13 protein-coding genes are annotated in these 14,820 nt (G+C 63.4%); 8 read left to right on the plus strand and 5 right to left on the minus strand.

The annotated features are described in order from the left end of the window. Positions 1-424: 424 nt before the first annotated feature. Positions 425-1,429, plus strand: a complete 1,005-nt coding sequence (locus tag AB5Y81_RS09500; protein WP_024942236.1) for a substrate-binding domain-containing protein — start codon at positions 425-427, stop codon at positions 1,427-1,429. Between the two features lie 69 nt (positions 1,430-1,498). Here the strand turns inward: AB5Y81_RS09500 and AB5Y81_RS09505 are convergent, their stop codons facing one another. After that, entirely contained in the window at positions 1,499-2,818 is a 1,320-nt protein-coding gene (locus AB5Y81_RS09505; protein WP_279485063.1) for a 6-phospho-alpha-glucosidase, read from the minus strand. A gap of 2 nt (positions 2,819-2,820) precedes the next feature. After that, positions 2,821-4,407, minus strand: a complete 1,587-nt coding sequence (locus AB5Y81_RS09510; protein WP_279485062.1) for an alpha-glucoside-specific PTS transporter subunit IIBC — start codon at positions 4,405-4,407, stop codon at positions 2,821-2,823. Between the two features lie 284 nt (positions 4,408-4,691). Here AB5Y81_RS09510 and AB5Y81_RS09515 point away from each other — a divergent pair, with 284 nt between their 5' ends. Then, positions 4,692-5,399 carry a GntR family transcriptional regulator gene (locus tag AB5Y81_RS09515; protein ID WP_139726389.1) on the plus strand — a complete coding sequence of 236 codons (708 nt, stop codon included), beginning with the start codon at positions 4,692-4,694 and terminating at the stop codon, positions 5,397-5,399. Between the two features lie 77 nt (positions 5,400-5,476). On the opposite strand, the gene norR is transcribed toward AB5Y81_RS09515, so the two are convergent. After that, entirely contained in the window at positions 5,477-7,003 is a 1,527-nt protein-coding gene (gene norR, locus AB5Y81_RS09520) for a nitric oxide reductase transcriptional regulator NorR (RefSeq protein ID WP_279485061.1), read from the minus strand. A gap of 170 nt (positions 7,004-7,173) precedes the next feature. On the opposite strand from norR, the gene norV reads away from it, so the two are divergent. The 6 genes from norV to AB5Y81_RS09550 all read left to right on the plus strand — a co-directional run bounded on the left by norV (position 7,174) and on the right by AB5Y81_RS09550 (position 13,526). Next, positions 7,174-8,658: an anaerobic nitric oxide reductase flavorubredoxin gene (gene norV, locus AB5Y81_RS09525; RefSeq protein WP_017780586.1), complete on the plus strand. Its 1,485-nt coding sequence runs from the start codon at positions 7,174-7,176 to the stop codon at positions 8,656-8,658. Continuing rightward, entirely contained in the window at positions 8,655-9,806 is a 1,152-nt protein-coding gene (norW, locus tag AB5Y81_RS09530; protein ID WP_279485060.1) for an NADH:flavorubredoxin reductase NorW, read from the plus strand. The genes norV and norW overlap by 4 nt, the downstream gene beginning before the upstream one ends. 52 nt (positions 9,807-9,858) lie before the next feature. After that, positions 9,859-10,200, plus strand: coding sequence for a DUF1971 domain-containing protein (locus AB5Y81_RS09535; RefSeq protein WP_017780588.1), 342 nt, complete (start codon positions 9,859-9,861; stop codon positions 10,198-10,200). 121 nt (positions 10,201-10,321) lie between these two features. Continuing rightward, positions 10,322-11,539 carry a 4Fe-4S binding protein gene (locus AB5Y81_RS09540; RefSeq protein ID WP_279485059.1) on the plus strand — a complete coding sequence of 406 codons (1,218 nt, stop codon included), beginning with the start codon at positions 10,322-10,324 and terminating at the stop codon, positions 11,537-11,539. Between the two features lie 288 nt (positions 11,540-11,827). After that, complete coding sequence (locus AB5Y81_RS09545; protein ID WP_005307366.1) at positions 11,828-13,048, plus strand: aromatic amino acid transporter; 1,221 nt, start codon at positions 11,828-11,830, stop codon at positions 13,046-13,048. 178 nt (positions 13,049-13,226) lie between these two features. Next, positions 13,227-13,526, plus strand: coding sequence for a hypothetical protein (locus AB5Y81_RS09550; RefSeq protein WP_279485058.1), 300 nt, complete (start codon positions 13,227-13,229; stop codon positions 13,524-13,526). 71 nt (positions 13,527-13,597) lie between these two features. Here AB5Y81_RS09550 and AB5Y81_RS09555 read toward each other — a convergent pair whose 3' ends face one another. Then, positions 13,598-14,074 (minus strand): DM13 domain-containing protein, encoded by a 477-nt coding sequence (locus AB5Y81_RS09555; protein ID WP_017788494.1) that lies wholly within the window; start codon positions 14,072-14,074, stop codon positions 13,598-13,600. A gap of 112 nt (positions 14,075-14,186) precedes the next feature. Continuing rightward, complete coding sequence (locus AB5Y81_RS09560) at positions 14,187-14,594, minus strand: hypothetical protein (protein ID WP_005307387.1); 408 nt, start codon at positions 14,592-14,594, stop codon at positions 14,187-14,189. Positions 14,595-14,820: the final 226 nt, after the last annotated feature.

Below are 14,820 nucleotides of genomic sequence, written 5' to 3' on the forward strand. Positions count from 1 at the left end.
TTAATCAGTGGATTGTTTCATTTTCCGTGTGCCATTCCGAACCGTGATCCCGCCAGTCCGGCAATAGGTATGGTTCTATCATTCCTCGCTGGGCAATAACAAGCTGTTAAAGATACTAACCAGAGAGGGGGTAATAGTGCTTTTTTGAAACAAATATCTAATTATAGTTATCTATTTAGAAGTTGATGCTGATGATGGCAATTAACATCTTCTCAACAAGGTGCACTTTCGATAAATGATAGATGAAAAAACTGACGATATTTTACTCTGATGCTGCTCCCATTTTGACCAAAATCCGTTTGCGCAAATAGAAATGACCGCCTAGATTAGCCAGCATTGACAATTCATTGGCAGCACTCGTTAAAACCAAGCCTTTATTCGGGAAATCTGCTAATGTTCCGCCTTTGATCTTCAGGAGACAGAGATGGCCACTATCAAGGATGTCGCCTCCCGCGCAGGCGTATCCATCTCCACCGTCTCACATGTACTCAATCACACCCGTCGGGTCAGCGAAGACGCAACCCAAAAAGTGCTTGAGGCGGTGGCAGAACTCAACTACGCGCCCAACTCGGTAGCGCGCAGCCTCAAGATAAACTCGACCAAGACCATCGGCATGCTGGTGACCACCAGTGCCAACCCCTTCTTTGCGGAAGTGGTGCAAGGGGTGGAGGCGTACTGCTTCGAGCAGGGCTACAGCCTGATCCTCTGCAACACCGAGAACCAGCCGCCCCGTCAGCAGCACTACCTGCGCATGCTGATGGAGAAGCGGGTCGACGGTCTGCTGGTGTTGGGAACCGACATCGATACCCCGCTGCGCGACATGCTGCGCATCCACAAGAACGTGCCGCAAGTGGTGCTGGACTGGGGTACCGAGTGCGATTTTGCCAACGTCATCAATGACAACGCCCGCATCGGGGCGCGCCTGGCCGTGCGTCATTTGCTGGAGCAGGGTCACCGCGACATAGTCTGCATCACGGGTCAGCTGGCCAAGCCGACCACCCAGCAGCGGCTGGACGGGGTGCGCGATGCCCTGGCCGAACAGGGGCTGACCCTGAAAGACGAGCAGATCTTCGAAGGGGATTACGAGAGCCAGAGCGGATTCGATGCCATGCAGCGGATCCTGGCGCTCAAGCCGCGGCCGACCGCGGTGTTCGCCTTCGACGATCCCATGGCGATCGGTGCCATCTGCGCCGCCTGGGAAGCCGGGGTCAAGGTGCCGGACGACATCTCCATGATCGGTTATGACGACGTGGAGATGGCGCGCTTCTCCAGCCCGCCGTTGACCACCATCCGCCACCCCAAGGCCGAGCTCGGCCTGCTGGCGGTGCAGCAGCTGGTGAGCCGGATCCGCAACAAGGAGCTGGAAGTGGAATCGATGACAGTCCAGCCGGAGCTGATCGTTCGCCGCTCGGTCAAGTCCCTGCGCTGATCGCGCCACGGCAGAGCCAGCAACAAGAAAACCCCCTCGCCAGCGAGGGGGTTTTTGTTTGGCCCGCGTTTATTGCAGGGACGGCCAGTACTCCTGGTTGGCGGCGATCAGGTCGTCCAGGATGGCTTTGGCCACCGAGGCGCTCGGCACCGTCTTGGAGAGGGTGATCGCCTGCCACAGCTTCTGATAGGAGCGCTCGATCCACGCCTCCACCACCAGCTTCTCGACAGCCACCTGCTGACCCATCATGCCCTGCTGGAATAGCGGGATGTTGCCCACCTGCAGTGGCTCGGGGCCGCTGCTGCCCACCAGACAGGGGATCTCGACCATGGCCTCCGGGTCGAAGTTGGGGATGGCGCCCCGGTTCGGCACGATCAGCAGCATCCGCTCCTGGGTGTTGAAGGCGATGGCGGTGGCCAGATCCACTATGTAGGAGGCGTGCTCGTCGATCTCCAGCTCGCCGGCCGAGGCCTTGCCGGCTGCCACGATGGCGCGGCAGGCGCTGAACACCTGCGTCTCGCGGTGCTCCATCACCTCGTTGGCGCGGGTGTGCTCCGGATTGGAGTGGGCCACCACATAGTCCGGGTAGAGGTAGTACTTCAGATAGGTGTTGGGCAGGGTATCCGGATCAAGAGCCCACACGTCCCTGGCCTTGGCGAAGGTGTCGTTCCAGCTGGCCTCGGCGTGGCCGGCCTGCTTGGGCACATAGCCGTGTTTGGCCACGTGGGCCTTGATGGCCGGCATCAGGTCGTTGCCCGCCAGATCCTCGATGCGGGTCCACCAGCCGAAGTGGTTGAGGCCGTAGTAGCGTACCCGCATCTCCTTGCGTGACGGCAGGCCGGCGATCTGGGCCATCCGTCCCTCGATGCCGATGGGCATGTCGCAGATGTTGAGGATCCTGGCGTGGGGACGCAGGCGACGGGTCGCCTCGGCCACGATGGCGGCCGGGTTGGAGTAGTTCAGCATCCAGGCATCCGGCGAGTACTGCTCCATGTAGTCGACCAGCTCCAGCACGCCGCCGATGGAACGCATGCCGTAGGCAATGCCGCCTGGGCCGCAGGTCTCCTGGCCGACCACGCCATGGCGCAGCGGGATCTTCTCGTCCAGCTCGCGCATGGGGTACTTGCCGACCCGGATGTGGGCCATCACGAAGTCCACCCCGCTGAAGGCCGCCTTGGGGTCGGTGCCGTAGCTGAAGGCGATGTCCGGGGCCCTCTCTTTGAGCAGGACGCGGCAGGCTTCGGCGATCACCTCCTGGCGGGCACCATCGTTGTCGTAGAACTTGATCTCGTGCAGCGGGAAGCGGTGCTGGTTCTCCAGCAGCATGAGAACGATGCCCGGGGTAAAGGTGCTGCCACCGCCGGCAATGACGACAGAGAATTTTTTCATGATCATGACTCCGTTACGAAAGAAGAGGAGGAGGGGTTGTTCATCAGGCTCTCCATGTTTTCCCTCAGCTGGGGGACATGCAGACCGATAATGATCTGGATGCTGTCACCGTGGCGGACCACGCCGTGGGCACCCAATTGTTTGAAAGCATCATCCGCTGCCGCCAGCCCCGCATCGCGTAGCGATATGCGCAGCCGGGTTGCGCAGTTGTTCAGACTGTTGATATTTTCAGCGCCACCGAGCGCCGCCAGAATATGGCCGGCAATATCATGGCCACGCTGTTTTTTGGCAGCCTGATAATCGGCCTTGGAATAAAGTCTTATTTCGCTTTCATCCCGCCCCGGGGTTTTCAAATTGAATTTCAGAATGAGCGTGCGGAATATCAGGAACCAGATCCCGGTAAAGGTCAGCCCGATGGCAATCTGGGTAAACATCATGCCGGCGTGATTGTGGAACATGGGGATCCAGTTCTGCGGCAGGAACTGGTCGAGCAGACCCCCGCCCATGTTGCCGACGACCCCGAACAGGTACATCACGGTCGCCATGGTGGCAGCCAGCAGGGCATGGATGGCGAACAGCAGGGGCGAGATGAAGAGGAAGGTGAACTCGAGCGGCTCGGTGATCCCCACCAGCATGGCGGTCAGGGTCGCCGGGATCAGCAGGCCGGCCACCTTGGCCTTGTTCTCCCTGGCGGCGGTGGCGTAGATGGCGAGTGCAATCCCCATGGCCCCGAAGATCTTGGAGTTGCCGTGCAGGGCGAAGCCGCCCTGGGGGAACAGCTCGATCAGCGGCCGGGTGCTCTGGCTGAACTCCAGCATGTGCTGGGCCCAGTAGAGCTGGATGCCGCCTTCCACCGCGGCCGGGCCGAAGATGAAGGGGCCGTAGATGAAGTGGTGCAGGCCGGTCGGGATCAGGATCCGCTCAAGGAAGGTGTAAACCCAGACGCCGAGCGGGCCGGAGACCAGCATAAACTCCTGCAGGGAGGCGATGCCCATCTGCACCTTGGGCCAGCCCAGCAGGGTCAGCCAGGCGCAGGGGATCATCACGAAGAAGGCGACTATGGTGACGAACGAACTGCCCTGGAAGATGCCGAGAAAGACCGGCAGCTGTCGGTCGAACAACCGGTTGTGCAGGGCGGTGACGATGCCGGAGATGGCGATGGCACCTATGATGCTGGTGTCTAGGGTCTTGATGCCGGCCACCATGGCCAGCCCGCTCTCACCACCCACCGCCTGGTTGAAGTCGACCCCGAAATAGTCGCCCCAGGTCATCCCCATGGCATTGATGAAGTAGTTCCAGGTCATGAAGCTGACCAGCACGGAGAGGCAGGCGCGGGCCTGGGCCTTGTTTGCCAGCCCGATCGGCAGGCCGATGGCAAATATCAGCGGCATATTTCTAAATACCGTCCAGCCACCCTCTTCAATAATATGAACTATTTGAAAAAACAGTCCCTGAGGATTGGCCAGTGTCTCTCCCACGAACATGGGATTTTTCAGCATGATTGCAATGCCTACCACCATACCTGCGAATGGAAACAGTAATACAGGCGTAAACATTGCCCCGCCAAAACGTTGAATTTGACTGAGCATATAGCGTCCCTTTTTATTAGAGAATTGTCTGACTGCTGTTGTCGTATTGCTGAATTGAACCTAACAACAAGCGATAACCCCCTCATGAAATATATGGTGGTTATGTGATCCGGCGCATGCACTTATTTAGACAAAGAGGTCTAAATTTTGCGATATTGTTGTACATCTTGTTTTTGTGACGTTTTTATCGGGTTGTTTGAATTTAAAATTGTTTATTTTCAGATGATTGAAATAAAGGCGTGCGAATGGGCCGCCACTCAGGCGGGGTGAGGAGAGGTCTAGCAGTGATCTACAAATCGGTGGCGGATCGGTTGCGTATCCGGGTCAACGGGGCGGATTGCCGGGTGGGGGATGTGCTGCCGAGCGAGAAAATCCTGGCGAGTCAGTTCGGGGTATCGCGGATGACGGTGCGCAAGGCGGTGGACATGCTGATCGAGTGGGGGCTGGTGGAGCGGCGCCACGGCAGCGGCACCTACGTGACCAAGAAGGACGTGCAGCACGAGACCAAGGGGCTGAGCGGTTTCACCGAGTTGATGCGTGAACAGGGCCGTACCCTGACCAGCGAGGTGCTGGAGTTTCGCACCATGCCGGCCCCGCCCGCCATCGCCAGCCAGCTCAGGATCAAGGTGAACGAGCCGGTCTACTTCTCCAACCGGGTGCGCTCGGTGGACGGCCGGGCCCTGCTGGTGGAGGAGAGCTACATGCCGGTGCGGCTGTTTCGCACCCTCTCGGTGGCCCATCTGGAGGGATCCAAGTTCGCCTACATCGAGAACGAGTGCCAGCTCCCCATCGCCGGCAACTACGAGAGCTTCAGCGCCGTGCTGGCCGACCGGCGCATGGCCGAGCTGCTGCACATCGAGCAGGGGGCGCCCATTCTGCGGCTCACCTCGCTCTCATATGGTGAGAACGGCGAGTTTCTCAACTACTCCATCATGTTCCGCAATGCCAACGACTATCACGTCGACTACCACCTGCGCCGTGCCCGCGGCTAGCCTGCCCCCATCTTGTTGCGTATGCAAACCCCCTCGCCAGCGAGGGGGTTTTTGTTTGATGGCCCTGAATGGGCGCCTCAGGCCTTGAGGCCGAGCCGCTTGGCGAGGCGGTGCAGGTTGCCGCTATCGAGCTCCAACGTACGGGCGGTGGCGGCCCAGTTGCCGTCATGGGCGGCCAGGGTCTGCTCGATCAGCGCGAGCTGGAAGGCGTCGGTGGCGGCGCGCAGGCCAAGGCAGCCGGGCAAGGGGGTCATCGGCGCGATGGTGGGGCTGGTGGAGGGGGGCAGGGGGCAGGCCGCCAGGTTGAAGTGATGGCTGGCGAGAGTTGGGGCCTGGCTGCCCTGTTCGGCCCGCGCCAGCACGGCGGCGCGGTGGATGGCATGCTCCAGCTCGCGCACGTTGCCGGGCCAGTCGTGGCGCTCGAGCAGTTGCAGCGCTTGTGGCTGGATGCGCAGCCGCTCCAGCCCCAGGCTGAGCCGGCAGCGCTCGCAAAAATAACCGGCCAGCAGGGGAATGTCGCCGGGGCGCTCGCGCAGCGCCGGGGCGTGGATCGGGAACACGCTCAGCCGGTGGTAGAGGTCGGCCCGGAACTGCCCCTCGACCACCGCCTGCTTCAGATCCCGGTTGGTGGCCGCCAGGATGCGCACGTTCACCTTGAGCGGGGTATCGTCGCCGATCCGCTGCAGATCGCCGTATTGCAGCACCCGCAGCAGCTTGGCCTGCAGCGGCAGGGAGAGCTCGCCGATCTCGTCGAGGAACAGGGTGCCCTGATCCGCCAACTCGAACTTGCCCGCCCGGTTGTGGATGGCGCCGGTAAAGGCCCCCTTCACGTGGCCGAACAGCTCGCTTTCGGCCACCGACTCCGGCAGGGCTGCGCAGTTGAGGTAGACCAGCGGGGCTTTGGCGCGCTGGGAACCGCGATGCACCGCCTTGGCGATCAGCTCCTTGCCGACCCCGGTCTCCCCCAGGATCAGCACGTTCAGCTCCGAGCTGGCCACCACCTCGATCTCGTGGCGCAGCCGGGCCATGGCGGGGGACTGGCCGATCATCTCCGGCTGCTCAGGGCCGGGCCGGGTGCCGGGGACCAGCGGTTCGCTGCTCTGGCGGGCGAGCCGCTCCAGCAGCAGCGCGTTGTTGAGGGCGGCGGCGGCCAGGGCGCCCACCAGCCGCAGCTCCTCGTCGCTGATGCCGTCGAATTGGGTCGGGTTCATGCCGTCTATGGTCAGCGCGCCGATCAGCGCCTGATCCGAGAACAGCGGCAGGCCGACACAGGCGTGCACCTTGAAGTCGTCGTGATCCGGCAGCAGGCCGTCATAGGGGTCGGGCAGGCTGCTGTCGGCGGGGAAGCGCACCACGTCGCCGGCGCGGGCGATGGCCTCCATGCGCGGGTGATCCTTGAGGGTGAAGCGGCGCCCCAGCACGTCCTGCATCAGGCCGTCGATAGCCAGCGGGATGAACTGGCCCCCCTCGTAGCGCAGCAGGGCCGAGGCATCCGAGTTCAGCAGGCTGCGCACGCTCTGGATCAGGCGGTGGAAGCGGTCCTGATGGGAGATGCCGAGTTGCAGGTCGAGGGCGATGCGCGCCAGGCTGTCGGTTGAGATCACGATGATTGTCCAAATGACAGTGTGTTTGTGATTTTGACTATAAAGAGAGGCTGTCTAAATGACAATGATAGATGTGTGTATCTATTAAAAACAACAAGTTACATATTGGCACGTCCGCTGCAATAGCTGGTTCAGTCGAACATACACTATTGCATTCGAGGAACTGCCTGATGAGCATTCACGTCAAGAACAACATCCACTGGGTCGGCCAACGGGACTGGGAGGTACGCGACTTCCACGGCACCGAGTACAAGACCCACAAGGGCACCAGCTACAACAGCTACCTCATCCGCGAAGGGAAGAACGTGCTGATCGACACCGTCGATCACAAGTTCAGCCGCGAGTTTGTGCAGAACCTGGCGGCCGAGATCGATCTCGCCGCCATCGACTATGTGGTGATCAACCACGCCGAGGAGGATCACGCCGGCGCCCTGACCGAGCTGATGGCTCGCATCCCCGGCACCCCCATCTACTGCACCCACAACGCCATCGACTCCATCACAGGCCACCATCACCACCCGGAGTGGAACTTCCACCCGGTCAAGACAGGGGACAGCCTGGACATCGGCAACGGCAAGCAGCTGGTATTTATCGAGACCCCCATGCTGCACTGGCCCGACAGCATGATGACCTATATGACAGAGGATGCGGTGCTCTTCTCCAACGACGCCTTCGGCCAGCACTACTGCGACGAGCACCTGTTCAACGACGAGGTGGATCAGACCGAGTTGATGGAGCAGTGCCAGCGCTACTACGCCAACATCCTCACCCCCTTCAGCCCCCTGGTGACCGCCAAGATCAAGGAAGTGCTCGGCTTCAACCTGCCGGTGAGCATGGTGGCCACCTCCCACGGCATCGTCTGGCGCGAGGACCCCACCCAGATCATCCTGAAATACCTGGAGTGGGCCGACCACTATCAGGAAGATCGCATCACCCTGTTCTACGACTCCATGTCCAACAACACCCGTATGATGGCCGACGCCATCGCCCAGGGCATCCACGAGGTGGACCCCGGGGTCGCGGTCAAGATCTACAACGTGGCCCGCCACGACAAGAACGAGATCCTGACCCAGGTGTTCCGCTCCAAGGGGATACTGGTGGGCTCCTCCACCATGAACAACGTCATGATGCCCAAGGTGGCGGGCATGCTGGAGGAGATCACCGGCCTGCGTTTTCGCAACAAGCGCGCCTCGGCCTTCGGCAGCTACGGCTGGACCGGCGGCGCGGTGGACCGGATCCAGACCCGGTTGATGGATGCAGGCTTCGACATCAGCCTCTCCCTCAAGGCCAAGTGGCGTCCGGATGGCTCGGCGCTGGCCGAGTGCCGCGAGCACGGCCGCCAGCTCGCCCGTCAGTGGGCGCTGCACCCGCTGGCGGCGCACCGTCCGATCACCACAACCCAGGTGACAACTGCTCCCCTGATGCCTGCGGCCGTGACTGCGGCGCCGCAAGCCGCCCCGGCGGCTGAATGGGACGACGACCAGGCCATGCTCTGCACCGTCTGCCAGTGGGTCTACGACCCGGCCCAGGGCGAGCCGGATCAGCTGGTGGCGCCGGGCACACCCTGGGCCCAGGTGCCGGAAAGTTTCCTCTGCCCCGGCTGCGGCATCGGCAAGGAGGTGTTCGAACCCTGCGCCGTGGAGGCCTGCGTATGAGCGCCGTCCCCAGCAGTGACGAGATAGTGGTGATCGGCAGCGGCTTTGCCGCCCAGCAGCTGGTCAAGAGCCTGCGCAAGCTGGACGCCGAGCAGCCCATCCGCCTCATCACCGCCGACGGCGGCGACGAGTACAACAAGCCGGACTTGAGCCACGTGGTGAGCCGGGGCTGTGCCGCTGCGGCCATGACCCGCCAGAGCGGCAGCGACTTTGCCGAGCAGCAGCGCATCGCGCTGCTGCCCCACTGCCCGGTGCATGGCATCGACCCTGCCCGGCGGTTGGTGCTGACCGAGCGAGGGGAATTCCCCTACGGCAAGCTGGTGCTGGCCACCGGGGCCAGTGCGGCGCGGCCCGATCTGCCGGGCAGCGAATCCCTGGTCACCCTCAACAGCCAGCAGGAGTATGCCGCCATCGAGGCGCAGCTATGCCAGGCGCGTCGCATCCTGGTGCTGGGGGCGGGGTTGATTGGCTGCGAGCTGGCGATGGACATGGCGAGCGCGGGCAAGGAGGTGACGCTGGTGGATCTGGCCGACAGCCCGCTCCGCGCCCTGTTGCCCGCCGCCCTGACCCAGCCGCTGCAGCAGGCGCTGCGCAGCCAGGGGGTCAGCCTGCAATTCGGGACAGGTCTTGCCAGGATCGACGCCCAGCCCGGCGATGGTTGGCGCGTCACCCTGACCGACGGCCGCACCTGCGAGCAGGATCTGGTGATCGCCGCGATCGGCCTTCGGCCGAATCTGGCCCTGGCCCGGCAAGCCGGGCTGGCAGTGGGGCGTGGCATCCGGGTCGACGATCGGCTGCAGACCAGCGACCCCCATATCTTCGCCCTGGGGGATTGCGCCGAGTGGCAGGGGCGCTTGCTCCCCTTCCTGCAACCCATCCTGTTGGGGGCCAATGCCCTGGCCAAGACCCTGCTCGGCACGCCGACCGCGCTGTCTCTGCCCCCCATGCTGGTGAAGGTGAAGACGCCGCACTACCCGCTGCAGCTGGCCGGCCGCACTCTGGGGGAGGATCTCGCCTGGCAGTGCCGCTGGAACCGCCAGGGCATGGTGGCCGAGGCCCGCGACCAAGTCGGCGAGCTGTGCGGCTTCGTGGTGGGTGGGGATCAGATGAGCGCCGCCTTCCCGCTGCTGCGCCAGTTGCCCCGTTGATGTCATTGATTGCACCGGCCGGGTCGACCCGGCCGAAGCGAGGAGAACTTCTATGTCCATGCAACTGATTCCGTCTCACTGGGTGGTGCGCCGCTCCACCCCCTTCTTTACCCGTGACAACGTGCCCGCGGCGCTCTTGAGCCACCACAACACCGCGGCCGGGGTGTTCGGCCAGCTCTGCGTGATGGCGGGGGCCGTCACCTATCACGGCTTTGCCGACGAGCAGGCCGAGGAGCCGGAGGTGAGCCTGGTGATCCGAGCCGGGGAGTTTGCCACCAGCCCGCCCCAGTACTGGCACAGGGTCGAGCTGTCGGAGGATGCCCGCTTCAACATCCACTTCTGGGCCGAGCAGGCCGAATCCGACCAGCCGCTGTTCAACAGCCGCAAGGCATAAGGTTCAACCATGGGGAGGGGCATTGGGCGCAAATGTCCCTCTCTGCCCATGCAGATCAAAATAGTCAACTCAGATGTCCGTTATCCTTGCCGCCAGTGGTGGATGAGGCAGTGAGGGAAACATGAGCGTGATCGAAGCCGTGACCATGGCCGCCGGCCTGGCCTATCTGGTGCTGCTGGCATGGCAGGCGCGATCGGGCTGGCAGTGGCGTCTTGCCCTCGGCCTGCTGCTCATGCTCTGGTTGCTGGCGGCGGACAGTCTGCTCTGGTTCGGCTTGGGGCTGGTGGCTGCCGGGCTTGCCCTCTGGCACCAGCGGCGGCCGCTGCCCGCCTTCGAGGCGCTCGACAGCCAGTGGCTGCGGGCGCGCACGCGCCAGCTGCTGTTGCTTTGCTGGGGGCTGGTGACGCTGCAGTACGGCCTGCATGTCTGGCAGCTGGGGCAGGGAATTAGCCCCTGGCTGGTGCGCCCTGACGTGGTGGACGGCTTCCTGCCCATCGCCGGCGGGCTCGGGCTGCGGGCCTGGCTCGGGCAGGGGCTGGTGGATCCGCACCATCCGGCGGCCACCGTCACCGTGCTGGTGCTCTCGCTGTCGGCCCTGCTGCTGGGGCGGGCGTTCTGCGCCTGGTTCTGCCCGCTCGGGCTGGTGGGGGAGTGGCTGCACGGCCTGCGCAGTCGCCTGTTGCCGGGGGAGTGGACGCCGCCGCGCTGCCTCGATGTCGTATTGCGCGGCCAGAAGTTTCTGGTGCTCGCATTCCTGCTGTTTATCGTGCTGATGGCGGTGCCAGACGCCGCCCTGCCCGGCTACTTCACCAGCCCCTACCATCAGGCGGCGGACATGAAGATGGGGGCCTTCTTCTTCAACCTGACCCTGATCTCGGGCCTCTGCCTTGGCTGGGTGCTGCTGCTCACCGCCACCTTCCGCCAGGGGTTTTGCCGCTACCTCTGCCCCTATGGCGCCTGGCTCGCCCTGCTCGGCCTATTGACGGTGCTGCGCATCCGCCGCGACCCGGCTCGCTGCCTGCGCAGCGCGGGCCACGACTGCGACAAGTGCAGCCGGGCCTGCCCGTCGCGCATCCAGGTGCACCAGCTCATCGCGGTGCGCAGCCTCGAGTGCACCAGCTGCCTGAGCTGCGTGGCCGCCTGCCCCAAGCGGGCCGATGCGCTGCATTTGGGCACGCCACGGCGTCGGCTCAGCCCTCCACGTTTGCTGGGGCTGCTCTGCCTGTTGCTGCTGGTGTTGCCACTACTTTGTTATGGCCTGCTGGGGATCTGGGTCAGCCAGACACCGCTCGAGGTGCGGGCTCAGCTGCTGCAACTGCTGCCGCAGTTGACCCATTGAATACCGACACGCCGGTCAAAGGCGGCCTGCCCAGGGGGGCTGGGCTGCCTGAAAAATGCACCCGAATTTGATACCTGAGGGGGAGCAGGGTAAAGTCCCTTCCCCGACATGGCGGCTCTGCAGCCGTGCCGGACCGGCAGTCAGCCCTGAGCGCATCTCGCTTCCCCTTCGAAGCAGTCAGCGCCGGGCGCCGGCACCTAGATGAGCGCGATCTACCATGACAACCGGCGTAGCAAATGCAACGGTCCGCGGTCGCGATCAGATCCACAATCGTCTTTGGAGAAGTAAATGGGACAGAAACCATCGTTGGTAGGCGGGGCATGCATCATTGCCGGCGTCTGTGTCGGGGCTGGCATGCTGGGTTTGCCGAGTGCGGGGGCGGGTGCCTGGACCCTCTGGTCGGTACTGGCCATCACCCTGACCATGATAGTGATGACAGTCTCCGGCTGGATGCTGCTGGAGTCCTATCAGGGCTATCCGCTGCGCGTGTCGTTCGATACCGTCACCCGTGAGCTGCTGGGGGAGAAGGTCAACGCCTTCAACAACCTCACCGTCTATTTCGTCGGCGGCATCCTGCTCTACGCCTACATCACCTCGGCCGGCCTCATCATAGACGGCATGACCGGCATCGGCAGTCAGTGGGCTTCCATCCTGTTTACCCTGGGCTTCTCCGGCCTGGTGTGGCACTCCACCCGGGCGGTGGATCGCATCTCAGTAGTGCTGGTCATCGCCATGGGACTCAGCTTCGTGTTCGGCATCTCCGGGCTCTCCATCAACATCAAGCCGACCCTGCTGTTCGACACCCTGAGCCAGCACGCCAGTTATGCTCCCTATGCGCTGGCCATGTTGCCGGTGGCGCTCACCTCGTTCGGCTATCACCACTCAGTCTCTTCCATGCGCGCCTACTACGGTGAAGAGCGCCGCGCCCGCTACGCCATCCTCGGCGGCACTGCCATCGCGCTGCTGTTCTACCTCATCTGGCTGGTGAGCGTGTTCGGCAACCTGCCGCGCAGCGAGTTCGGGCCCGTGGTGGCGCAGGGCGGCAACGTCGACGTGCTGCTCAAGGCGCTGGCCTCGGTGATCGAATCCGAGGCGGTCGCCAGCGCCCTCAACGCCTTCTCCATGGCCGCCATCCTCTCCTCCTTCATCGGAGTGGGGCTGGGGGTGTTCGACTATCTGGCGGATCTGTTCAAGTTCGACAACAGCCGCCAGGGCCGCGCCAAGTCGTGGGCCGCCACCTTCCTGCCGCCGCTGCTGCTCTCCCTGCTGTTCCCGTTCGGCTTCCTGATGGCCATCGGCTACGCGGGCGCCGTGGCCACCCTGTGGACCTGCATCATCCCGGCCCTGCTGGCCTGGAAGGTGCGCGCCGGCAAGCAGGAGGGCAAGGACGAGGGTTTCCGCGCACCGGGTGGCATGCCGATGATCGTCGGCGTCTTCCTGTTCGGGGTGCTGACCGCCGCCTTCCACCTGCTCAACATGGCGGGCCTGCTGCCGGTCTATACCGGCTGAAGGGGCTGAATTCCCCCCGGTCTGCCGCGGCAGGCTGCGACAAAAAACGGCGCCTGATGGCGCCGTTTTGCATGCCAGATTGTGACTCAGACAGACAGGTTGGGGTTGGGCGGGCTGGCCGGCTGGCTGGTGTGCACTATAGTTTGGTTCTTTTTGGAGCCAAAAATAGGAGCTGGCTATGGCATGGACTATCGATGATTCGCAACCTCGCATCCTCTACAACAAGGACAAGCACGTAGCCGTGACGGCGTCGGCCATGAGCAAGTACCACGAGTGGCGACGGGAGATAGTGCGAGGCACGGACCCCAAGAACGCCGCCGACAAGGTGGGCGACATGCATTACGAACAGCTGGGCGGCAAGCACAAGGGGATCTACACGATCCGCCTCAGTCAGGAGCACAGGGTCGCCTTTACCATCAACAGCACCCTGCAGCAGGTCATCGTAATCAGCATTGGTGGCCATTTTCCGCCGGGCTGATGCAGCAGACTGAGACGAAATGGCGCCTTGCGGCGCCGTTTTTTTATGGGGGCCGGCAACCGACCGCATGGTTAGCGGTAGCGGGCGGCGGTGATGAACTGGCCGAAGGTCTCGCACCAGATGATCACGCTGTCATAGTCGGCCGGGTTCACATCGGCAGGCAGGGGGACGATAAAGTTGTCGAAAGTCTTCACCGGCCCGATCTTCACCATCTTCTCCTTCTGGCGGGCAAAGTCGGCCTCGGTCTCGACGAAGGTGGGCGACAGGTAGAGCTGGTAGTCGGGGCCAGGCGCCAGCCTGCCCATCAGGCTGATGGCATCGGGCCCTATGCTGACCTGCCCTTCGCCCCAGTGCAGCCGGTCGCTGTCTTGCAGATCCCGGCGAAAGGTGCCGTGAAAGCTGGCCTGAGCCTGCCGGGCGGCAACCTGCTCGTTGGCGGGGGCGGGCGGGGCGATCAGGATCGGCAGGGCATAGATGCCGGCCGCAAAGCCGGCGGCGCCCACCAGCAGATGGCTGGCCAGCAGCAGGGTCAGGGTCTTGCGTTGCATAGTGTCTCGGTCGTTGATTAATTGATGGCTCCACCCTACCAGCAGGCCGCCGTCATGCCCAGCCCGGGAGGAGGGCATGACGGTGGTTGCTCGGGCATCGCGTTGGCGGGGCTTACTGGATGCTGACCGAGAGGGTGTGGGGGACCTGCTCGCCACGGCGGGCGGAGGCGCGCATCTGATAGACCTGGATCAGGTACTTGCCGGAGGCGGGCAGGGCGCCTTGCCACTGGCCATCGCCATCGTTGCGGCCCAGAGCTTCGGCCTGACCGGGCTGGGCACCGGGGGCGAAGACGTTGAAGTTGGCGTTGCTGCTGCCGCCAATCTTGACCGTCATGGTCTGGCCCGCCTTGGCCACCAGGGTGTAATGGATGGTGTCGTAGCCCGCGAAGCTGCCCTTGAGCTGGGCGCTGTGGGCCCCCTTGGCAAACTGCACCGGGACCGTGGTGATCTTGTCGGCGGCCTGCGCACCGGCGGCGGCCATGGTGACGGCCAGCAGGGCGGCCTGAATTGCTCGTTTCATCGTTGCACCTCGTGAAGGGGCCCTGTCACCCTGGCAGAGCCGCCCTGACAAGATATGACTAAATCGGCGGACTGGCTATCCGGGTGGTGGTCGGGTCAGATGTGTCGATGGGGCAGATGTGGCGTGAACGGGGGAGATACCTGGCGACCCTATCCTCGCATGTTGCAGCGCAAGGCAAGCGACGGTCGCGCGGGTTGTTTAAGCCGGGCGCAGCTGACTGGCCCGG

This window comes from Aeromonas sp. s2 (genome assembly GCF_040907935.1).
In the GTDB taxonomy this organism is placed as follows: domain Bacteria; phylum Pseudomonadota; class Gammaproteobacteria; order Enterobacterales; family Aeromonadaceae; genus Aeromonas; species Aeromonas dhakensis.